This window comes from Citrobacter sp. wls716 (genome assembly GCF_005280975.1).
Lineage (GTDB): Bacteria > Pseudomonadota > Gammaproteobacteria > Enterobacterales > Enterobacteriaceae > Citrobacter > Citrobacter youngae.
Map to the genome: position 1 here is coordinate 17,851 of NZ_SZWX01000057.1, position 21,207 is coordinate 39,057.

At 49.6% G+C, this 21,207-nt stretch carries 19 protein-coding genes; 12 read left to right on the forward strand and 7 right to left on the reverse strand.

Annotated elements, in window-relative coordinates:
* Positions 1-19: 19 nt before the first annotated feature.
* Entirely contained in the window at positions 20-442 is a 423-nt protein-coding gene (locus tag FDX24_RS21905; protein ID WP_137364920.1) for a FosA7 family fosfomycin resistance glutathione transferase, read from the forward strand.
* 132 nt (positions 443-574) lie between these two features.
* Here the strand turns inward: FDX24_RS21905 and FDX24_RS21910 are convergent, their stop codons facing one another.
* Entirely contained in the window at positions 575-1,447 is an 873-nt protein-coding gene (locus FDX24_RS21910; RefSeq protein ID WP_137364921.1) for a phosphorothioated DNA-binding restriction endonuclease, read from the reverse strand.
* A gap of 196 nt (positions 1,448-1,643) precedes the next feature.
* Between FDX24_RS21910 and FDX24_RS21915 the strand changes: the two genes are divergently transcribed.
* Positions 1,644-1,970, forward strand: coding sequence for a DUF1493 family protein (locus FDX24_RS21915; RefSeq protein WP_137364922.1), 327 nt, complete (start codon positions 1,644-1,646; stop codon positions 1,968-1,970).
* A 217-nt stretch (positions 1,971-2,187) separates the two neighbouring features.
* Here FDX24_RS21915 and FDX24_RS21920 read toward each other — a convergent pair whose 3' ends face one another.
* The 4 genes from FDX24_RS21920 to symE all read right to left on the reverse strand — a co-directional run bounded on the left by FDX24_RS21920 (position 2,188) and on the right by symE (position 4,305).
* Positions 2,188-2,667, reverse strand: a complete 480-nt coding sequence (locus tag FDX24_RS21920; RefSeq protein WP_048219803.1) for a type VI secretion system tube protein TssD — start codon at positions 2,665-2,667, stop codon at positions 2,188-2,190.
* A 2-nt stretch (positions 2,668-2,669) separates the two neighbouring features.
* Complete coding sequence (locus FDX24_RS21925) at positions 2,670-3,017, reverse strand: hypothetical protein (protein ID WP_137364923.1); 348 nt, start codon at positions 3,015-3,017, stop codon at positions 2,670-2,672.
* 1 nt (position 3,018) lies between these two features.
* On the reverse strand, positions 3,019-3,693 hold the full coding sequence (locus tag FDX24_RS21930; RefSeq protein WP_137364924.1) for a hypothetical protein: 675 nt from the start codon (positions 3,691-3,693) through the stop codon (positions 3,019-3,021).
* 249 nt (positions 3,694-3,942) lie between these two features.
* Positions 3,943-4,305: an endoribonuclease SymE gene (gene symE, locus FDX24_RS21935; RefSeq protein WP_040230256.1), complete on the reverse strand. Its 363-nt coding sequence runs from the start codon at positions 4,303-4,305 to the stop codon at positions 3,943-3,945.
* A 778-nt stretch (positions 4,306-5,083) separates the two neighbouring features.
* Here symE and FDX24_RS21940 point away from each other — a divergent pair.
* Both FDX24_RS21940 and FDX24_RS21945 read left to right on the forward strand, forming a co-directional pair.
* Positions 5,084-6,454 carry a tyrosine phenol-lyase gene (locus tag FDX24_RS21940; RefSeq protein WP_137364925.1) on the forward strand — a complete coding sequence of 457 codons (1,371 nt, stop codon included), beginning with the start codon at positions 5,084-5,086 and terminating at the stop codon, positions 6,452-6,454.
* Between the two features lie 189 nt (positions 6,455-6,643).
* The gene (locus tag FDX24_RS21945; protein ID WP_137364926.1) at positions 6,644-7,909 is read left to right on the forward strand and encodes an aromatic amino acid transporter; all 1,266 of its coding nucleotides are present in this window, start codon (positions 6,644-6,646) and stop codon (positions 7,907-7,909) included.
* Between the two features lie 458 nt (positions 7,910-8,367).
* Here FDX24_RS21945 and FDX24_RS21950 read toward each other — a convergent pair whose 3' ends face one another.
* The gene (locus FDX24_RS21950; RefSeq protein WP_137364927.1) at positions 8,368-9,921 is read right to left on the reverse strand and encodes an L-lactate permease; all 1,554 of its coding nucleotides are present in this window, start codon (positions 9,919-9,921) and stop codon (positions 8,368-8,370) included.
* A 556-nt stretch (positions 9,922-10,477) separates the two neighbouring features.
* Between FDX24_RS21950 and FDX24_RS21955 the strand changes: the two genes are divergently transcribed.
* The 3 genes from FDX24_RS21955 to FDX24_RS21965 are packed head-to-tail and all read left to right on the forward strand — an operon-like array spanning position 10,478 to position 13,320.
* Positions 10,478-11,197 carry a (Fe-S)-binding protein gene (locus FDX24_RS21955; protein WP_005134137.1) on the forward strand — a complete coding sequence of 240 codons (720 nt, stop codon included), beginning with the start codon at positions 10,478-10,480 and terminating at the stop codon, positions 11,195-11,197.
* Positions 11,198-11,207: 10 nt separating this feature from the next.
* The gene (locus FDX24_RS21960; RefSeq protein WP_137364928.1) at positions 11,208-12,635 is read left to right on the forward strand and encodes a LutB/LldF family L-lactate oxidation iron-sulfur protein; all 1,428 of its coding nucleotides are present in this window, start codon (positions 11,208-11,210) and stop codon (positions 12,633-12,635) included.
* Positions 12,628-13,320, forward strand: a complete 693-nt coding sequence (locus tag FDX24_RS21965; protein WP_137364929.1) for a lactate utilization protein C — start codon at positions 12,628-12,630, stop codon at positions 13,318-13,320. Before FDX24_RS21960 ends, FDX24_RS21965 begins: the two co-directional genes overlap by 8 nt.
* A gap of 49 nt (positions 13,321-13,369) precedes the next feature.
* On the opposite strand, the gene gntP is transcribed toward FDX24_RS21965, so the two are convergent.
* The gene (gntP, locus tag FDX24_RS21970) at positions 13,370-14,713 is read right to left on the reverse strand and encodes a gluconate permease GntP (protein ID WP_003033260.1); all 1,344 of its coding nucleotides are present in this window, start codon (positions 14,711-14,713) and stop codon (positions 13,370-13,372) included.
* Between the two features lie 259 nt (positions 14,714-14,972).
* On the opposite strand from gntP, the gene uxuA reads away from it, so the two are divergent.
* The 5 genes from uxuA (at position 14,973) to FDX24_RS21995 (ending at position 20,574) form a co-directional block, all read left to right on the forward strand.
* Positions 14,973-16,157: a mannonate dehydratase gene (uxuA, locus tag FDX24_RS21975; RefSeq protein ID WP_003837169.1), complete on the forward strand. Its 1,185-nt coding sequence runs from the start codon at positions 14,973-14,975 to the stop codon at positions 16,155-16,157.
* Between the two features lie 79 nt (positions 16,158-16,236).
* Positions 16,237-17,712 (forward strand): fructuronate reductase, encoded by a 1,476-nt coding sequence (locus tag FDX24_RS21980; RefSeq protein ID WP_137364930.1) that lies wholly within the window; start codon positions 16,237-16,239, stop codon positions 17,710-17,712.
* 132 nt (positions 17,713-17,844) lie between these two features.
* Complete coding sequence (gene uxuR / locus FDX24_RS21985; protein WP_003033268.1) at positions 17,845-18,618, forward strand: Uxu operon transcriptional regulator; 774 nt, start codon at positions 17,845-17,847, stop codon at positions 18,616-18,618.
* A gap of 638 nt (positions 18,619-19,256) precedes the next feature.
* Positions 19,257-19,460 carry a hypothetical protein gene (locus FDX24_RS21990; protein ID WP_071887314.1) on the forward strand — a complete coding sequence of 68 codons (204 nt, stop codon included), beginning with the start codon at positions 19,257-19,259 and terminating at the stop codon, positions 19,458-19,460.
* Positions 19,461-19,581: 121 nt separating this feature from the next.
* Positions 19,582-20,574, forward strand: coding sequence for a porin (locus tag FDX24_RS21995; protein WP_137364931.1), 993 nt, complete (start codon positions 19,582-19,584; stop codon positions 20,572-20,574).
* Positions 20,575-21,207 lie beyond the last annotated feature (633 nt).

Genomic DNA, 21,207 nt, shown 5'->3' on the forward strand with positions numbered 1-21,207 from the left:
ATCATCAATAGGTATCCCTATGCTTCAATCTCTGAACCACTTAACGCTTGCCGTCAGTAATTTGCAAACTAGCCTGACCTTCTGGCGTGATTTGCTGGGGTTGCAGTTACATGCTGAGTGGGAGACCGGTGCTTACCTTACCTGTGGTGACCTTTGGATCTGCCTTTCTTATGACGTATCCCGTAACTACGTGGCACCGCAGGAAAGTGACTACACCCACTACGCATTCAGCATTGCGTCAGAGGATTTTGAGCCGTTCTCATATAAGCTGAAAAAGGCGGGAGTGACGGTCTGGAAAGACAACAAAAGCGAAGGGCAATCTTTCTATTTTCTTGACCCGGATGGTCACAAGCTGGAGTTGCATGTGGGAGATTTAGCATCTCGACTGGCGCAATGCCGTGAGAAGCCTTACTCTGGAATGCGTTTCGGTACTGGAAAATAATCACCCAACTTTGTGATCTTCCACGCAGTATTCAATTTTATGTCCCATTCTGGGGGCAAACCCTCAAAATAAAATCTCATAACCCATTAATTTTCAATATATTAAAAGAAAAGGCGAGTCCGGCCTTCGCACTCACCCTCTAAACACCTCCTTCCTGTGCCACTCCACAAACCCTTCTTTTGGGTAATTCTCGCGCATCATCGGCAGCGCTATCGATTTACCGTCGAAATCCCAGAACAGTCTGCCCACCATGCCGCTGCCATTTACTGCAGGTGACACCCGTACTCGCATACTCTCATCCAGCCCAATCGAACCTTTATCAAAGGCTTTATGGTGGATTGCGCAGAGCGCCAGGCCGTTTGAAGTCTCGCACGGGCCGCCGTGCTGTTTCCATTTGATATGGGCAGCTTCTAACGCAACTGAAGTGCTATCGTGGCGCATATTGAAGCCACAAATGGCGCATTCGTAGTTATAGGCACGCAGAACCTGCTGGCGGAAAAATGGGTCCCGATGTTTGCGGATTTGCAGGATATCAAATCCCAGTTCATCCGCGATCTCTTCCTGAATGCTTTCGGTGAAGTGCGCCTCGAGGATTTGCTGGGCCAGGGAATTAATGAGGTTTTTGCTCTTTTTCAGCAGGGCAAAATGTTGTTCATCAAAACCTCCGGCAACGTTGTGCGTTACCAGTTCCCCGGCAGGGGGCTGCTTGCTGCTACCGGATGTTGAACAGTGCTCGGCGTTTTGTAGCTCCCAGAACCCATCTCCCTGTAAGCGCCAGAAAGGCATATCCGGGCGGTATTGCGCGCGCTGTGGCCCAAATCGCTCCAGCAGGCTTTGCAACGGGTCGCGAACTTCCGAACCGTAGTCAAACAGGCGATCATGTCCCTGCTGATAACCTGCCAGCACATGAAGCAGCAGCAGAGGCTTGTGAGGAGCACGCTGCTCGCCTTTACGCCAGATGGTGATGTCGGCAATTGCCTGTTGCAGGGTTTTACTGGAAGTCATTGATTTCATTATCGGGTAAATAATTGCGATGATGCTCGCAAAATATCACCTGATCAAGCAAAGACGGGTAGATGCGCTATCGACGTCACTTTTATGTTTTCTAAAAAACACATACGCCATGGCGGTTACCGTTCCCCGAACTGGAGACGCAGGAGTACGATAAGTAAGCAAATTATTGCATATCGAAGGATCTTCGATGGTGATGAATAACGAGGTGTTGGAATTTTTTCGGGGGGAGTTATCTCTCGCAGTAACGTTTACTTTCAAGCCTATCCCGATTGAACTCGATACGCCGTTGCAAGGTTACGCTGAATGGGATGAATTACCGTATGCCATTGATGATTTTAGAGAGAAATATAACGTTGATGTTTCAGTCATTGATTTCAAGGCCTATTACCCGTGGGAAAGAGAAGCGATCTATCGAAAGTGGTTTACCAACGAAACCATCAAACAAGTGTCAAAACCGCTTACTGTGCGAATGCTTGCAGAGTCAGCCAGTGCAGGTCGCTGGTTATATGATTGACAGTATGCTTACAGAGGATACTGACGCAATTAGATGTTGATTGCATCGACAAAATCTGGGAAATAATTATACGAAGAATAATGGCAGTATCAGTTTACTCAAAAGTTTTGGTGGTGTATCTCACTGTTTATTAGAGAGGAATGACCTCGTTTGTTCATAAAACGTATGCTTTCACAACCAGCACATTTTTCTGTGCTGGTGAAATACTCAATGGCAGTTACGAAATTACTCTGTGATTCCAGGCATCCTTATAAATGATATTTCCATCGCAGTGCTTCCATGTAATAGCCTCATATCTTAGTTGAATAGTTTCATTGTGAGTTCCTGTTCCCGAACCGGGGAATAAATTTGGTGTGATTCCTGTCACTTTTACATTTTCTAAAATGATATTAAAATATTCACTTTCAATACCAACCTCCAGAATTTGATACATTTTTATTGTGGCTGATTTTAATGTCTGGCTTTCACTTAACGCTTTATACAAAAGGGGCGTTGTTTTATCAAACTCCTTCTGTATTGTAATCGGCGCGTGCACACGCGTTCCTGTCAGTCTACCTGTATTCCCATCTACAGGGACAGACAGGTGATGAGTGACTGCTTTCAGTTCAATAGCACCAATGCGTCCAGCGACTTGCGAGCTTCCCATTACGGGGGAGCCATTTGCATCGGTTAACCACAGATAGGCTGGGTTTGACATGATTAGTCCTTATCTATATTTATACGGGAAGGGAAATAAAGCATGATGAGAATCCAAACGAATGTTCCAATAATTTTTATGGGCCAGGGTTCAAGAAAAGCGAAACAGGCGAGGCCTCCTGCGATTAGCAATGGACCGGATAATAGATCAAGAATTCCCCCCATCAGGTGTATCTTTGTTGGTAAGAACCTATTGGCTATAAAGGCGATAATATAAGCACTTCCAACGATGATAATAATGGCAAGGATTTTATCCTGCCATGAATCGAATTCGATGAGAGAAATTAAACAAAGGGTGGCAACATACCCACAAAACAATGAATTTATTATTAGGGTGATAAGTTTTTTCATGTTACCAGTCCTTAGACTTACCGTTTAAATGTTCTCCCACTAACTCAATTATTTTTATAAAAGTAGGTTTTCCTTCTGTATATCCAGCATGTATAGCATCAACGAAAGGTTGTACTGCATCAATGAAAAGGAAATAAAGAAGATCGTAGTCATGAGGTCTTAATAACTCGTATATCTCGGGTGCATCTGTACTGAGGCCATCCGATGTCCTGATAGAACGTTCGGTCATACCTCCCAATAAAAGGAAGGTGCTTAACAGTGTTATGGGATTACCTTTACCCTTAAAGACAACATAAGTGAAAGATGTTTTTTCGATAACGGCTTTCGCAATGTTTGAGGCGATTGTATTTGCAATAATCCTTCCTGCTATAGATGTAATAACGACTCTGTATATTTTATCTTGTGCCTGTTCGGATAAGAAATTGTTAAAAAGATGAAAGATGCGAGAAACAGCATTGACGATATTCTCATAATTTAGAATGTCATTTTTTATGGCTGTCATGATGCGAATACGTTCTGTTTCTCGTTTAAATCTGCTGTCTGTATCAAAGACACCGTAAATCATATATCCATAATCTAAAGGAACAGACAGGCCACCATTGATAAGTCCTGTGACTGTATCAGGTGAAATGGTAATGTTATAGATCCTTCTTGCAATGCCTTCTATATCGGCCATGGCAATCCTCTAATAAAATAAGATGGCTAGAAATGAAAGCATGTAAATAACAAAAATAGATGGTGAAATAGTTGACCTGAGTAACAGTTTCTCAAATAGCATATAAGAATATCGACATTGGTTATTAATTAGAGATATTAATTCTTGAGCTAAATATTCTAGTGCTGATATAAAAAATCACATGAAAATGCTTCCTCAATAAAGGCGCCCACAGGCGCCTCAATTACAATTACAATGACAATCACACTCTCACCCCTTCAACGCTTTCCCCGCAATCACCCCGATAAACTCCAGTACCTGCTTTTGCTTGCGCGCAGAGAGCTTTTCCACGGCGCGCAGGGATTTCATTAGTTCTGACTCTTCGGGTTCGGCGGTGCGAGCGGTTAATACGATGCAGCCTTGCATTACGCGCACATCAACGTCGGTGCCGGTGTCGAATCCGGCGGCTTTCAGCCACTGGCCCTTCATCACAATTGACGGAAACCGAACGTACTTCACCGGAATACGGCTGTAATCGGGATAACGGCTCGCATAACCCACCTTCAGGCGACGGTTATCTGCGGCGTGGACTTCTGGATCAAATGAAACTGCAATACAATGCGTATCAGTCATGGTGACTATTCTCCTTTAATAGTTACTGCGATCAGCGATGCATTGGTGCGCCAACACCTTTGCATCGCGCTAATAAAACCCCTGTAAATGACGCCAGTAAACTGGGGAAAGTCCAGATGTAAATAATATGAAATAAGCGCGAATAGCACGCTTTCGGAATAAATAGAAAACGCCTTCATCCCAATAAACCCGGTATTATTCACCGTATAAATCCATTCCCCTCCAGTCTGCTAAATACCTGCCATTTCCAGAAAACAACGCCTGTCGGCATCTGGCCAAAAATGCGATCTAACTCACTGAAGCAAATAGTAAACTCTGAAACAACACCGTTTTGTACACTTTGCTTTACACTTTTGGTGATGTGAATCACAAATATAAGTCCGTGAAGTGATCCGACTCTCACAAAATGGGGTGTACTCATTCACGAATACATTATGCGCACAGCCTGGAAAGTTAAGTTTTCAGTATTTCCCCCCTCAGTGGGCGCACTACCGCGAATGGCAAATCGAAACGCAAAAAAAAACTTGTTGAATATTAACGGGTAAAAAAATGACGTGTGATTTGCATCACTCACATTTACAGCTTTTTAAATTATTGCCAGTGATTAATGTTGACCGGGCTATTTCCATAATCAATCAAATCTTGCATAGTGCCTCCACATTATTTCTCCCCCTGGCTCAGGAGGCGAATAGTTATATTTCATCAGACTTTATTGATGAACCAGGTATGATTTACTTCACATTAATACGTACATGACCACTGTTACTGGAGAAACAAAATGAATTATCCGGCAGAACCCTTCCGTATTAAAAGCGTTGAAACTGTATCTATGATCCCGCGTGATGAGCGCCTTAAGAAAATGCAGGAAGCGGGTTACAATACTTTCCTGTTAAATTCGAAAGATATTTATATTGACCTGCTGACCGACAGTGGCACTAACGCAATGAGCGACAAGCAGTGGGCCGGAATGATGATAGGTGATGAAGCGTACGCGGGCAGCGAAAACTTCTATCATCTGGAAAGAACCGTGCAGGAACTGTTCGGCTTTAAACATATTGTTCCTACTCACCAGGGCCGCGGCGCAGAAAACCTGTTATCGCAGTTGGCTATTAAACCTGGGCAATATGTTGCCGGGAATATGTATTTCACCACCACCCGTTATCACCAGGAAAAAAATGGTGCGGTGTTTGTCGATATCGTTCGTGACGAAGCGCACGATGCCGGTCTGAATATTGCGTTTAAAGGTGATATCGATCTTAAAAAATTACAAAAGCTGATTGATGAAAAAGGCGCAGAAAATATTGCGTATATCTGCCTGGCGGTGACGGTTAACCTCGCAGGCGGGCAGCCGGTCTCCATGGCGAACATGCGTGCGGTGCGTGAACTGACAGAAGCGCACGGCATTAAAGTGTTCTACGACGCCACCCGTTGCGTGGAAAACGCCTACTTTATCAAAGAGCAAGAGCAGGGCTTTGAGAACAAGAGCATCGCCGAGATCGTGCATGAGATGTTCAGCTACGCCGACGGTTGTACCATGAGTGGTAAAAAAGACTGTCTGGTGAACATCGGCGGTTTCCTGTGCATGAACGATGACGAAATGTTCTCTTCTGCCAAAGAGTTAGTCGTGGTCTACGAAGGGATGCCATCTTACGGCGGCCTGGCCGGACGTGATATGGAAGCCATGGCGATTGGCCTGCGCGAAGCCATGCAATACGAATATATTGAGCACCGCGTGAAGCAGGTTCGCTACCTGGGCGATAAGCTGAAAGCCGCTGGCGTACCGATTGTTGAACCGGTAGGCGGTCACGCGGTATTCCTCGATGCGCGTCGCTTCTGCGAGCATCTGACGCAGGACGAGTTCCCGGCGCAAAGCCTGGCGGCGAGCATTTATGTGGAAACTGGTGTGCGCAGTATGGAACGCGGAATAATCTCTGCAGGCCGTAATAACGTGACCGGTGAACACCACAGACCGAAACTGGAAACCGTGCGTCTGACTATTCCACGCCGCGTTTATACCTACGCGCATATGGATGTCGTAGCTGACGGTATTATTAAACTTTACCAGCACAAAGAAGATATTCGCGGGCTGAAGTTTATTTACGAGCCGAAGCAGTTGCGTTTCTTTACTGCACGCTTTGATTACATCTAAAAAATAGTTATGGCCCCATCACCTGATGGGGCTTTTTTGTATTCCTTTTCCATGAACAGGAAGCCTTTGCGGTGCCCGTTACCGTGACATAACTAAAAAAAGTAAACCCTGACTCCGACATTTTTATTATCCGCATGATGTACAAATGACAGCTGTAATTATAACGAATAGTCTACAGGAACATTTATCATGGATATTAATGCCATTGAGCGACAGAGTAGTACCCCCGGACTGATTAGCGGAACCATGTTGGTTATCGCGACCGTAGTGGGTGGCGGGATGTTCTCCCTGCCGATTGCGATGGCCGGCGTATGGTTCCCCGGTGCCTCTGTTATTCTTCTGTTTATCGCCATCATGATGTTATTAACCGGTCTGATGCTGGTCGAAGTTAACCTGCATTATGGCGCCGGTGCCAGTTTTAATACCTTTACTCAGGATTTATTAGGCCGGAAGTGGAATATCGTGGTGGGTATCGCTTTCGGCTTTGTGCTGTATATTCTGACCTATGCCTATATCTCCGGTTCGTCGGCGGTGATGGCACAAACTGTGTTCAAATACAGCGGCGTGCGCTTTCCGGCGAATATCTCGGTGGTGATCGTCAGTATGCTGGTAGGGGCGATTGCCTGGTATAGCTCCCTGCTGGTTGGACGCATCACTACCGTGCTGATTATCGGTAAGTTTGTGGCGTTCTTTGCCACGTTCTCCGGGCTGATTGGCCATATCGAAGTGGCAAAACTCATCGACAGCGTGGCGGTGGCGTTGCCCAATTCGCAGTATCTGCCGTATATCCTGATGACGCTGCCGTTCTGCATCATCTCGTTTGGTTTTCACGGTAACGTGCCGAGCCTGGTCAAACTGTATGGCACAAGCGGAGTCTCGAATATTACGCGTTCGATTATCATCGGTACGCTGTTTGCTCTGCTGCTGTATATTTTCTGGCTGGGCGTGACGATGGGTAACATCAGCCGTTCCTCATTCCCGCCGATTATCGCCAAAGGCGGCAATATCGATGTGTTTGTCGAGGCCATCAGCGGGCTGTTCACCAGCCGTTATATGGATCTGATCCTCACCTTTTTCGGCAACTTCGCGGTAGCCAGTTCCCTGCTGGCGGCGACACTTGGTCTGTTCGATTACATCGCCGACCTGTTTCACTTCCCGGACGACGGCATGGGCCGCCTGAAAACCGCGCTGGTGACCTACTTCCCGCCAGCCGCCGTGTGCTTCTTCTTCCCGAACGGTTTTGTGCACGCGATTGGTTACGCCGGTCTGGCCTTTACCATCTGGAGTGTGATCCTGCCGCCGTTCCTGGTGAAAGCCGCGCGCAAGCGTTTTTCAACCAGCAGCTATACCGCGCCCTGTAATAACACCGTGCTTAACCTGGTGATTATCTGCGGAGCAGTTGTCTATCTGACGGTTGTTCTGGATGTATTTGGTCTGCTGCCAACGTTTCGTTAGCGCGGGGGAGTTATGTTTCTGACATTGCTACGATTTCAGCATCCGCTGGTCTACCGTTTTGCATGGCTTCGTTTGTGGGTCAGGGTGTTAAGGGCGTGCAGGCTGCGTAAGTGAAAGAAGGCGTGCTTTATTCTGCGGTCGCTGCCGGATGCGGCGCTTGCGCCTTGTCCGGCCTACAAAAGAGCGTTAAACGTAGGCGGGATAAGCGAAGCGCCATCAGGCATTACACCCGGAAGTAGCGTGGTGGGATCAACGCGGAAAAGGCGTCGAACTTCTTCACCATCTTTTTCCAGAACAACATAACAACAATCCTCGATTTGAAACATCGGCGCTATTGTAGTCAGCGCCGACAAATCGTAAAGCCAGTGACGTCGTTCCGATTCCGGGTCGGTGTAAACCTTTTAGTTCACCATTGCGTCAAATACGATTGCCGCGAATTTGGCGGGGTTGACAATGGCTTACGCCATAAACCAGTAATAAAAGAGACCGACTTTCAGGCCGAGGATCACTATGTAGGCACAGCAGTATTTCATGGTGCCAGACATAATCTGGTTGGCCTGACCGTCCATTTTTGTGGCTGAAACCGCAATGGCGATACTCTGCGGCGAAATCATTTTCCCTCCCGTTGCGCCAGAGGTGTTGGCCGCCGCCAGCCAGTTGGGGTCGATATGCAGTTTGCTGGCGGCAATAGTTTGCAGTTTGCCGAACAGAATATTCGAGTTGGTATCGCTGCCGGTAACAAACGTGCCCAGTGCGCCAATCACCGGGGCGAGGAAGACGTATGAGCTGCCGGTCAGATCGACAATCGACTGGGCCAGTGTGGAGATAATCCCGCTGAGATCCATCACCGTGGCTAGTGCGACGATCGCCATAATCGCCACAATGGAATTTTTAAGCTGGAAAATGGTTTTGATAAACACTTCCAGCATCCCGCGCGCGGACGCCCCCTGAATAAAGCCGCCGATAATAGTCGCAAAGATGATCAGCATCCCCGGGGTGGTCACCCATTCAACCTTCAGCGCCAGCGTTTCGCCGTCGGCAAGCGTGAAATGCAGCACCGAGGCCAGTTGTGAGGCTGCGCCTTTTATCGTCGGGAACAGCGGCGAACACAGCAGGATAAAGACAAAAATAAACAGATAGATAGAACCCACGCGGAACAACACTTTTGCCGAACGCGGAGTGGTTTCGCGGTTATGGCTGACTTCAATTCGCCACTCGGGATCGGTTTGCCCTTTGCGCAGGCGGCTAACCATCGCCACGGCAAACAGGCTGACCAGGCTACCGGCAAAGGCGGGTAATTCAGCGCCGAGATGAATAGCGACAAAATACTGCGGAACCAGCGTGGTAATACCGCAAATCAGCGTGATTAAAAATACGCCGCGAATGGCTCTCAGACCGCCGCCAATAATGCAGATAATCACAAATGGCAGCAGGATATTAAACAGCGCAAGCTGCAGAATAATGGTTCCGCCTAAGGTATAAACCGGCAGGTTAACCTGTTCCGCCAGAATAGAAACCGGGATCCCGACCGCGCCGAATGCAGTGGGAACGGTATTTGCCACCAGAGAGGCGATTGCCGCCTTCAGCGGGTTGAAACCCAGTGCGATAAGAATACCGATCGGAATGGCGACTGCTGTACCATAACCCGCCGCGGCTTCAAGAAATCCACCAAAGCACCATGAAATCAGCAGCACCTGAATACGCTTATCTTCGCTAATGCTGGCGAGAATATCGCGCAGAATATCCAGCGCTTTGGTCGCCTGCATAACGTTATAACTGAAGATGGCGCCGAGGATCACAATCACAATCGGCCATAATCCCTTCAGTGCGCCATAGCCTATCGCGGCTTTTAGATTCTGTACGGGCATCTCCCAGAACACAGCCGACAGCGCCGCGGTGAATACTAAAGAGATCAGCACGGAATAATGAATAGGCATTTTCAATTTCAATATTAAAAATACCATCAGTAGTAACGGAGAGAGTGCCAGGGCAAACATAAAGTATTCGTTCATTGCTATTCCTGATTGGTTTATTAAACCTGATTTATATTTATGGCGGGAAGGCTATATTGCCGTGTAAATAAAAGATGCAAACTGAATCGCTTCAGTGAATAAAGTAATTATGATTAATGGTTTTGTAACTATTGTAATCTTTTAATTAAAATTCAATGCCAGGTAAATATACTTAAGAGCAGGCTAAGTACCTATAAATAGTTATTTAATAACCTTTTTATTAATGGTAGTGACAGGAATAGTCAGCACCTGAAACTATTTTTAAGCTGTTCATAACGCGGTGGTTTTCAATATAAAAATGTGAGCGAGGCCGAAAGAAATAAACCAGGGTATTGCATGTACGAGTTGATTGGAGGATTATTTGATTTTGTCATACAAATGAAAATACAGGCATTTAGGATGGTCCTGATATAAGAAGCGGAAATCGACCATCTCAGGAGCATGATCCAACAAACACCATGAACCCAGACATCGGCAAAACCAGCAAACAGAAGACTGGGCGTGATATAGCGATATCAAGCGCAATAAACAGAAATGAAGCAATGGAGTAATTATTGTGAATGTAAATTTCTTTGTTACCTGTATTGGTGACGCCCTGAAATCACGGATGGCACGAGACTCCGTATTGCTGCTGGAAAAACTGGGCTGTCACGTTAATTTCCCCGAGAAGCAAGGGTGTTGCGGTCAGCCAGCCATCAACAGCGGTTACATCAAAGAGGCGATCCCCGGGATGAAAAACCTGATCGCCGCCCTGGAAGACAACGACGATCCAATTATCTCCCCGGCAGGCTCCTGCACCTACGCGGTAAAAAGCTACCCGACGTATCTGGCGGATGAGCCTGAATGGGCGCTGCGCGCCGAGAAGGTTGCCGGACGTATGCAGGATCTCACCTCTTTTATCGTCAACAAACTGGGTGTGGTGGATGTCGGCGCCAGCCTGCAGGGCCGCGCGGTATATCATCCTTCCTGCAGCCTGACCCGCAAGCTGGGAGTGAAGGAAGAGCCGCTGACGCTGCTGAAAAACGTGCGCGGGCTGGAGCTGATGACGTTTGCCGATCAGGATACCTGCTGCGGCTTTGGCGGGACGTTCTCGGTCAAGATGGCCGAGATATCCGGTGAGATGGTGAAAGAAAAAGTCTTACATCTGATGGATGCGAAGCCGGAGTTTTTGATTGGCGCTGACGTCAGCTGCCTGCTGAATATTGGCGGCCGACTGCAACGTGAAGGCCAGCCGGTCAAAGTGATGCATATTGCTGAAGTGCTGATGAGCCGCTGAGGGGAAAGAGATGTCGATAAAAACCAGCGATGTAGAATTTAAACTGCGCATTCGTCAGCAGATCGAAGATCCGATCATGCGCAAAGCCGTGGCCAACGCGCAGGAGCGTATTGGTGCGAATCGGCAGAAAATGGTTGATGAGCTAGGTCACTGGGAAGACTGGCGCGATCGTGCCAGCCAGATCCGCGATCATGTTCTGAGCAACCTCGACGCTTACTTGTATCAACTCTCCGAGAAAGTGACGCAAAACGGCGGCCACGTTTATTTCGCAAAGACCAAAGAAGACGCTACCCGCTACATTTTGCAGGTCGCGCAAAGTAAAAATGCGAAGAAGGTGGTGAAGTCCAAGTCGATGGTGACCGAAGAGATCGGCGTCAACCATGTGCTGCAGGATGCCGGAATTCAGGTGATCGAAACCGATCTCGGCGAATATATCCTGCAGTTGGATCAGGATCCGCCTTCGCACGTTGTGGTCCCGGCTATTCATAAAGATCGCTATCAGATCCGCCGCGTGCTGCATGAGCGTCTGGGGTATGACGGCCCGGAAACGCCAGAGGCGATGACCTTATTCATTCGCCAGAAGATCCGCGAGGATTTCCTCAGTGCCGAAATCGGTATTACCGGCTGTAACTTTGCTGTGGCGGAAACCGGCTCTGTTTGCCTGGTGACCAACGAAGGCAACGCGCGGATGTGTACCACGCTGCCGAAAACACACATTGCGGTGATGGGCATGGAGCGTATCGCGCCGACCTTTGCCGAGGTGGATGTGCTGATCACCATGCTGGCGCGCAGCGCCGTGGGCGCGCGTCTGACGGGCTACAACACCTGGCTGACCGGCCCACGCGAGGCGGATAACGTCGACGGCCCGGAAGAGTTCCATCTGGTGATTGTCGATAACGGCCGCTCGCAGGTGCTGGGCTCAGAGTTTCGCGATGTGCTGCGCTGCATCCGCTGCGGGGCTTGTATGAACACCTGCCCGGCGTACCGTCACATTGGCGGACACGGCTATGGTTCTATCTATCCCGGCCCTATCGGCGCGGTGATCTCTCCGCTGCTCGGCGGCTATAAAGATTTTAAAGATCTGCCATACGCCTGTTCATTATGCACGGCCTGTGACAGCGTTTGTCCGGTTAAGATTCCGCTGTCAAAACTGATACTGCGGCATCGTCGGGTGATGGCCGAGGAGGGCATTACGCCGAAAGCCGAGCGACGGGCGATCAAAATGTTCGCCTACGCCAATAGCCATCCGGGGCTGTGGAAAGTCGGGATGATGGCGGGCGCACATGCGGCGAGCTGGTTTATCAACGGTGGCAAAACCCCGCTCAAGGTTGGCGCGATTGGTGACTGGATGGAGGCGCGCGATCTGCCTGATGCCGACGGCGAGAGCTTCCGCAGCTGGTTTAAGAAACATCAGGCGCAGGAGAAAAAGAATGGATAACCGTACCGCGTTTTTAGACACCATTGCCCAGGCGCTGGGCCGCCCGCTGCGTTTTGAGCCGCAAACGGATGCCGCGCCGGTGAACAACTATGCCAATGAACGCCTGACCGAACTTAGCCCGCAGCAGCGCTGCGATGCGTTTGTCCAGTTTGCCAGTGAAGTGATGCTGGCCCGCTGTGAGCTGACTCGCGAAGACCTGGCCGCAGAAGCCGCGCAACGCCTGTGCGAAGAGTTGGGTCAGCCGGTGGTCATCAGCGGCGACAGCCGGCTGGCGGCGCTGGGCATTACCGAACGCTTGCAACAGGAATGTAACGCTGTGGTCTGGGATCCGGCGCGTGGCAGCGAAAATATTACTCAGGCCGAGCAGGCGAAAGTGGGCGTGGTGTATGCCGAGTATGGCCTGACCGAGTCCGGCGGCGTGGTGCTGTTTTCCGCACCGGAGCGTGGGCGTTCAATTAGCCTGCTGCCGGAGTCCTCAATTTTCGTGCTACGCAAAAGCGCTATCCTGCCGCGCGTGGCGCAACTGGCAGAAAAACTGCATCAGAAGGCGCAGGCCGGCGAGCGTATGCCATCGTGCATTAACATCATCAGTGGACCCAGTTCGACGGCGGATATTGAGCTTATCAAGGTGGTTGGGGTGCATGGCCCGGTGAAGGCGGTGTATCTGATTATTGAGGATTGTTGAGGCAGGATGGAAAACCGCTCTGGCGCTGCGGGCCAGAGCGGTATCGACGTTATGCAATCATGCTGATGATCAATACGATAATCAGGCCAACCACGGAGTTCACCAGCTCCAGCAGACCCCAGGTTTTCAGCGTATCCTTCACCGACAGGTCAAAGTAGCCTTTGAACAGCCAGAACGAGGCATCGTTGATATGGGTCAGGGTGTTGGAGCCTGCTGCCGTTGCCAGCACCAGTAACGCCGGATCGACGCCAACCAGTTGACCGGTTGCCGGGTCGAGGATGGCGGCGCTGATAATCCCTGCCGCCGTCATGGCTGAGACTACGCCTTGTCCGGTTGCCAGACGAATCAGCACGGTTATCAACCACGCCATGATGTACGGAGAGATATTGCCGTGCGACATCAGCATGCCGATGGTATCGCCAATGCCGGTATCAATAATGGTCTGCTTCAGTACGCCGCCAGCGCCGATAATCAGGATCACCATGGCGATGCTTTTCACCGCGTTTTCAAAGGCATTCATCACCCACTGCATGTCGTGACCACGCGCGGTACCAAACAGCACGAAGGCGACAACCATAGCGATAAACATTGCAATCGGTGATGAGCCTAAGAAGTTGACCACTTCCCACGCCTGCGTCCCTTTCACCAGCCAGATGTTGGCGATGGTGGTGGAGATCATGATAATTGCCGGGATCAGCGGCACCAGAATAGACACGCCGAAGGAGGGCAGATTGTTCTGGTCAACCGGTACGTCGGCTTTCATGAATGACGGCGTTGGGCGATCGAGGTTGCCGAGGAACTTCGGCAGGATAAGCCCGGCGCAGATCACGCTCGGAATGGTCACCAGAATACCGTAGATGTAGACCATGCCCATGTCCGCGCCGTAGGCGTTAACCAGCGCAACCGGGCCCGGCTGTGGTGGGAACAGCGAGTGAGCGGTGGTGGCGGCGGCAACGGCGGGGATCGCCAGCTTGAGGAACGGGATCTTCGCCTCTGCGGCAATGACGATCACCAGCGGCGCCAGCATAATAAATGCCACTTCATAGAACATCGCCAGGCCGAAGATCAGACCAATAATGATCACCGACAGCTGCACGTAGCGCAGGCCGAGGCGCGCCAGCAGCGTATGGGCAATCTGATGCGCCGCCCCGGAATCAACCATCAGCTTACCGATGACCGCCCCGAATACCACGATAATCGCCAGTTCACCCAGCGTGCTGCCAAAACCGGATTTCATGGTGTGCAGCAGCTCCATTAAATCCATACCCGCCAGCATACCGACCGAGAGCGCCGCCAGCAGCAGGGCGACCATCGAGTTTATTTTGAATCTTAGATTGAGCACCAGCATCAGACCGATGCCGAATACGACCCACAGAATATTGAGAACGTGCATATAACGTCTACCTTTATTGGTTGAACTATTATGATTTTGGTTGAGATGCTACATATATTGGTTAACCATTGATGCGATGAATGTCACATTGCGTTACATGTTTACATTCTTACTGGGCTGCATGGCCGTAAAATGGCGGTATCATCAGCATGAATTGTGATTTGGTTAACCAATTTTGAGCTTCAGGTTGACATGTCATACCAAAAGGAGGAATTTATGTGCCATATCGTCGAGTCCATAACGTAACGAGGAATAAAACATGGAACAGACATGGCGCTGGTATGGTCCTAACGATCCGGTCACCTTAGCGGATGTACGTCAGGCGGGTGCCACAGGTGTTGTCACCGCTTTGCACCATATCCCGAACGGGGAAGTGTGGACAGTTGATGAGATCCTAAAACGCAAAGCCATTATTGAGCAGGCGGGCCTGGTCTGGTCGGTCGTCGAAAGCGTACCGATCCATGAAGACATTAAAACCCGTTCCGGTAACTATCTGCAGTGGATCGCCAACTACCAGCAAAGCCTGCGTAACCTGGCTCAGTGCGGTATTCGTACCGTGTGCTACAACTTCATGCCGGTTCTCGACTGGACCCGTACCGACCTGGAATACGTCCTGCCGGACGGCTCCAAAGCGCTGCGTTTTGACCAGATTGAATTTGCCGCCTTTGAGCTGCATATCCTCCAGCGTCCGGGCGCGGAAGCGGATTACACCGCCGAAGAGATTGCTCAGGCAAATGAACGCTTCGCTACCATGAGCGATGAAGATAAGGCGCGTCTGACCCGCAACATCATCGCCGGTCTGCCGGGTGCGGAAGAAGGCTACACGCTCGACCAGTTCCGCCAGCATCTGGCGCGCTATAAAGATATCGACAAAGCCGCGCTGCGTGAGAATTTCGCCGTCTTCCTGAAGGCGATTATTCCAGTGGCGGAAGAAGCTGGCGTACGCATGGCGGTACACCCGGACGATCCGCCGCGCCCGATCCTTGGCCTGCCGCGCATTGTTTCCACCGTGGAAGATATGCAGTGGATGGTCGATACGGTCAACAGCATGGCGAACGGTTTCACCATGTGCACCGGCTCCTATGGCGTGCGGGCGGACAACGATCTGGTCGACATGATCAAACAGTTTGGCCCACGCATTTACTTCACCCATCTGCGCTCCACGCTGCGTGAAGATAACCCGAAAACCTTCCATGAGGCGGCGCATCTGAATGGCGATGTCGACATGTACGAAGTGGTGAAAGCGATCGTTGAAGAAGAACAACGCCGTAAAGCCGAGGGCAAAGAGGATCTGATCCCCATGCGTCCGGACCATGGCCACCAGATGCTGGACGATCTGAAAAAGAAAACCAACCCAGGCTACTCCGCGATTGGTCGCCTGAAAGGGCTGGCGGAAGTGCGCGGCGTTGAGATGGCTATCCAGCGCGCTTTCTTCAGCCGCTAAAGCGAGTTGCCGGCCACCAGTCTGGCCGGCGTTTTTCTTTTCTCATCCGTTGGCCTTTCAACGGGTTCTGGAGTTCACGATGACAACGACAATTGCCAATAGCGACCTGCCGGTTGCGCGCCCTGCATGGGACCGCTCGCGCCTGCAATCCCGCATTGTTCACCTGGGATGCGGCGCTTTTCACCGCGCGCATCAGGCGCTGTACACCCATCATTTGCTGGAAACCACCGACAGCGACTGGGGGATCTGTGAAGTTAACCTGATGCCGGGTAATGACCGCGTACTGATTGAAAATCTGCGCAAGCAGCAACTGCTGTATACCGTGGCGGAAAAAGGCGCGGACAACACCGTGCTGAAAGTGATCGGCTCAATGAAAGAAGCGCTGCACCCGGATCTTGACGGCTGTGACGGTATTTTACAGGCGATGGCGCGCCCGCAGACGGCAATTGTTTCGCTGACGGTCACCGAAAAAGGCTACTGCACCGATGCGGCCAGCGGTCAGTTAGATCTCAATAACCCGCTGATTAAACACGATCTGGCGAATCCGACCGCGCCGAAATCGGCGATTGGTTACATCGTACAAGCGCTGTACCTGCGCCGTGAGCAGGGGCTGGCGGCCTTTACCGTGATGTCCTGCGATAACGTGCGTGAAAATGGGCATGTGGCGAAAGTCGCAGTACTGGGGCTGGCGCAGGCGCGCGACCCGCAATTGGCGCAGTGGATTGAAGCTAATGCGACTTTCCCGTGTACTATGGTCGACCGCATTGTTCCGGCGGCGACGGCGGAAACGTTGCAGGAGATTGCCGACCAGTTGGGCGTTTACGATCCGTGTGCTATCGCCTGCGAGCCGTTCCGTCAGTGGGTAATTGAAGACAATTTTGTCAACGGTCGTCCTGACTGGGACAAGGTTGGCGCACAGTTCGTAGCCGACGTGGTGCCGTTTGAAATGATGAAACTGCGCATGCTCAACGGCAGCCACTCTTTCCTCGCATATCTGGGTTATCTCGGCGGCTATGAAACCATCGCCGATACTATGACCAACCCGGCGTACCGCAAAGCGGCGTTTGCGCTGATGATGCAGGAGCAAGCGCCGACGCTCTCGATGCCGGAAGGCACCGATCTCAACGCCTACGCCACGCTGCTGATCGAGCGTTTCAGCAACCCGTCTCTGCGCCACCGTACCTGGCAGATTGCGATGGACGGCAGCCAGAAATTACCGCAGCGCCTGCTGGACCCAGTGCGTCTGCACCTGCAAAACGCCAGCGGCTGGCATCATCTGGCGTTGGGCGTGGCGGGCTGGATGCGCTACACCCACGGTGTGGATGAGCAGGGGCAGGCCATTGATGTTGTCGACCCAATGCTGGCGGAATTTCAGTGCATTAACCAACAGTACCAGGGAGCCGAGCGTGTGACGGCGCTGCTGGGGCTGTCTGGCATTTTTGGTCATGATCTGGCGGAAAACGCCGACTTTGTGGAGACCATTATTGCGGCGTATCAACAGCTATGTGAACACGGCGCACGTGAGTGCGTTGCGGCATTAAGCGCTGACGCGTAACTTCCGAACTATGACGGGTCAATCAAAATATTGGTTTGGTTGACCCGTTTTCTGTTTTTGGCTTCCCGCAAATGCTATAGTTCGATACCTATTCCCCGTATCTGACTACACGCATCTGACGGACGTAACACGATGAAATCGAACACTTCTCAGCAAAGACCCTACCAGGAAGTGGGTGCCATGATCCGCGATCTGATTGTTCAGACGCCGTACCAGCCCGGTGAGCGCTTGCCGCCAGAGCGTGAAATTGCCGAGATGCTCAATGTCACTCGTACGGTGGTTCGCGAAGCGTTAATCATGCTGGAAATTAAAGGCCTGGTGGACGTGCGCCGCGGGGCCGGGATCTACGTGCTCGACAACGCGGACGCGCAGACTATCGACAGTACGGATGCAAATCATTGCAATGATGCGGGCCCGTTTGAGCTGCTGCAGGCGCGACAACTGCTGGAAAGCAATATCGCCGAATTTGCCGCGCTGCAGGCTACCCGCGAAGATATCGTCAAAATGCGCCAGGCGTTGCAACTGGAAGAGCGGGAGCTGGCGTCCAGTGAGCCGAACGGTTCTGAAAGCGGCGACATGCAGTTCCATCTCGCCATCGCTGAAGCCACGCATAACAGCATGCTGGTGGAGCTGTTTCGCCAGTCATGGCAGTGGCGTGAGAACAACCCGATGTGGATCCAGCTCCATAGCCACCTCGACGATACTCATTACCGAAAAGAGTGGATGGGCGACCACAAGCAGATCCTGGCGGCACTCATTAAAAAAGATGCCCGCGCGGCCAAGCTGGCCATGTGGCAGCATCTGGAAAACGTCAAACAGCGTCTGCTGGAGTTTTCAAATGTTGATGACATTGATTTTGATGGTTATCTGTTTGATTCCTGGCCGCTGGATAAAGTTAACGCCTGATTTTCCTTCCCTTTTACAACGTGGGCCATTCCGGCCCGCGTATCACTTCCCGCTGATTTTCGCTGACTATTTTCCCCGTCTGGACGCGACGTAAAATAATGTTTCCATCAATGCTGATGGCATTTTTTGCAGCGTAATTGCGGAGCGAAAATTGATATATATCAATTAAAAATAACTTATTTTCGCGTGCAAAAAAATGCACCATTTACCTTATTTTTACCTTTTCGTGCTTATTTTTCGACAAAACAGGTCAATGCGAAGTGAGAATCACACTGATTTGCCCAACGGTTAGTGCCGTTAATGTGTACTTAAGGGCGTATAAAAACAGAGGGTTTAGATAAAAGTAGACATTAATCACGCTCTGTAACTTATTGGTCAGAATGATGTTTTGTTTACGCAGGTTGATTACTCGTCCAGCCTCTCCCATTTTAATCAAATGAGTAAGAACAAATATTCGTAAAGTAAAAATTACACATTATTCTACAATCAAGTTATCTTTCATTTGAAATATCGTTCCACTTTTTTGTGTTTATTAACAGTTTCATTACTATTGTGATTTTTTTTTTGCCGTTGACATGTTTTTACACTGACTGCATATTTCATCGCCATAAGCGTGTTATTGCGTTCAGGAGTTAAAAATGCCTTCTCGAGATTATCCCGATATCCGAAAAGCCAGAGGGACCCGATCTAAAGATATGGTTCTTTTAAGTGCCCGTGTTGATACTTCTCTTTGGGAATATGTCCGAACACTGGCATTTGAAACGCGTAAAAGTAAACAAGATATTATTGCTGAAGCATTAATGTTGCATCGCTCAGTTAATGAGAGTGAAAGTCTCGAGTAATTATCGCTGTCCGGTTTTGATTGAAAATCCAAAAATGAATTATGTCTTGCCACTTCATTATTACCTTCATTGGTATTTTTTTTGGTGTGTTATTGGTATTGCCCCTTAATCCATAGCTGCAATGGCATTAGGGGTAACCTCCGTTCATGCAGCGGAAATTTATAATAAAGATGGCAACAAGCTGGATCTCTACGGCAAAGTAAAAGCAGCCCATTCCTGGACTGATGGTACTAATGCTGATGAAACCTACACACGTCTGGGTTTTCGCGGCGAGACGCAAATCAACGATCAACTTACCGGTTACGGCCAGTTTGAAAGTCAGTTTGATGCCGCTAAAGCAGAAGGTTCTCAGAATGGCGTTAATACACGTCTGGCGTTTGCTGGCCTGGATTATGGTCATGACGTCAGTTTTGACTATGGTCGTAACTATGGCATCGCTTACGATGTGGGAGCTTATACTGATACTCTTTCAGAGTTCGGCGGCGACTCCTTTGAGGATACTGACCGTTTCCTTACTACACGCACTTCTGGCGTTGCAACACTCCGCACCAAAAATCTGTTTGGTGCCGTTGATGGTCTGAACATCGGCGCGCAATACCAGGGTCAGGATGATACCAATGGAAATCCGGCTAAGCAGCACGGTAACGGCTACGGCTTCTCCCTGGGCTATGACAATATTTCGGATTCCGGTGTTTCTGCCATTGCGACCTACACAAATAGCTCAATTACCGCAGACCAAAAGAAAGGCAATAAAGACGGTAAGTGGGAAGGTAATAACGCTGAATTCTGGGGCGCTGGCCTGAAATATGACGCGAATGCTATCTACGTTGCGACCCTGTACGGCGAGTCCCATAATCTGATTCAGGGTGTTGATAAAGCACAACATTTTGAAGCGATGGCTGCCTATGTGTTTGATTTTGGCCTGCGTCCGAACGTGGCATACGTGCATACGCGTGACACCAATAACAACACGGATAAGACCGAATACGTTGCGCTGGGTACTGATTACTACTTCAACAAAAACATGGTGGCTGATGTGGGTTACAAAATTAACCTGCTTGATGGCAAAAACGACGATAACCAGGTTGTTGCTGGTCTGACTTACCAGTTCTAAGTTTTTGTAATGATTGAACAAGGTGTCTTTAGTAAGACGCCTTTTTTACATATGATTTTGAGGCTCATATCGGTTGGTTTTGTTCCGACTGCAGATCGCTAAATAGCCATTTCCAGATATCCACTTTTACCCATGCAACGGCACAGAGAATGAGGTAAAAAAGAGGATTATGCGTAATGGAAATACGCATGACTTCCATCGGAAACTTTCCAGAAGCCCATTGCCACAAGAAAACGGTTGTTAACAGAAATATAATCAACAATCCTGCTGCACCAAATAGACCAAAGTTTTTATAATCGCCTACCGTGCTAATTAAACCAGCCAGAATAATCAACCCAAGTATGAGTTTTTTAACCTCGACATGTGCTCTTCCCGCAAGTGCTGTTGCAATTTAAGTAATATGTCCATTTTTACGCATGTGCTATCAGTAAATGTATATACATAAAAGTAAATTATAAAGTTTTTAGAGAGGTGTTTGACTGTTATTTACAGGTTATTAAATGCTGACATTTAATTGCAGAACAATCTGATGAAAATATATCTATGGCGTTAGCGGAGTGATGGTCTTTACAGACTATAAGCGGTTGTTTATACCCTGGATAATTCGAGTATATATCAGCGTTTCGCGCTAAT

Bases quoted from the DNA above. Each gene is read 5' to 3' on its own strand.
- FDX24_RS21950 (WP_137364927.1), bottom strand. From the start codon at position 9,921: ATGAACGAATACTTTATGTTTGCCCTGGCACTCTCTCCGTTACTACTG.
- FDX24_RS21920 (WP_048219803.1), bottom strand. From the start codon at position 2,667: ATGTCAAACCCAGCCTATCTGTGGTTAACCGATGCAAATGGCTCCCCC.
- uxuR (WP_003033268.1), top strand. From the start codon at position 17,845: ATGAAATCGAACACTTCTCAGCAAAGACCCTACCAGGAAGTGGGTGCC.
- FDX24_RS21915 (WP_137364922.1), top strand. From the start codon at position 1,644: ATGGTGATGAATAACGAGGTGTTGGAATTTTTTCGGGGGGAGTTATCT.
- FDX24_RS21965 (WP_137364929.1), top strand. From the start codon at position 12,628: ATGGATAACCGTACCGCGTTTTTAGACACCATTGCCCAGGCGCTGGGC.
- FDX24_RS21910 (WP_137364921.1), bottom strand. From the start codon at position 1,447: ATGACTTCCAGTAAAACCCTGCAACAGGCAATTGCCGACATCACCATC.
- FDX24_RS21995 (WP_137364931.1), top strand. From the start codon at position 19,582: ATGGCATTAGGGGTAACCTCCGTTCATGCAGCGGAAATTTATAATAAA.
- FDX24_RS21990 (WP_071887314.1), top strand. From the start codon at position 19,257: ATGCCTTCTCGAGATTATCCCGATATCCGAAAAGCCAGAGGGACCCGA.
- FDX24_RS21925 (WP_137364923.1), bottom strand. From the start codon at position 3,017: ATGAAAAAACTTATCACCCTAATAATAAATTCATTGTTTTGTGGGTAT.
- FDX24_RS21945 (WP_137364926.1), top strand. From the start codon at position 6,644: ATGGATATTAATGCCATTGAGCGACAGAGTAGTACCCCCGGACTGATT.
- FDX24_RS21930 (WP_137364924.1), bottom strand. From the start codon at position 3,693: ATGGCCGATATAGAAGGCATTGCAAGAAGGATCTATAACATTACCATT.
- symE (WP_040230256.1), bottom strand. From the start codon at position 4,305: ATGACTGATACGCATTGTATTGCAGTTTCATTTGATCCAGAAGTCCAC.
- FDX24_RS21960 (WP_137364928.1), top strand. From the start codon at position 11,208: ATGTCGATAAAAACCAGCGATGTAGAATTTAAACTGCGCATTCGTCAG.
- FDX24_RS21980 (WP_137364930.1), top strand. From the start codon at position 16,237: ATGACAACGACAATTGCCAATAGCGACCTGCCGGTTGCGCGCCCTGCA.
- uxuA (WP_003837169.1), top strand. From the start codon at position 14,973: ATGGAACAGACATGGCGCTGGTATGGTCCTAACGATCCGGTCACCTTA.
- gntP (WP_003033260.1), bottom strand. From the start codon at position 14,713: ATGCACGTTCTCAATATTCTGTGGGTCGTATTCGGCATCGGTCTGATG.
- FDX24_RS21905 (WP_137364920.1), top strand. From the start codon at position 20: ATGCTTCAATCTCTGAACCACTTAACGCTTGCCGTCAGTAATTTGCAA.
- FDX24_RS21940 (WP_137364925.1), top strand. From the start codon at position 5,084: ATGAATTATCCGGCAGAACCCTTCCGTATTAAAAGCGTTGAAACTGTA.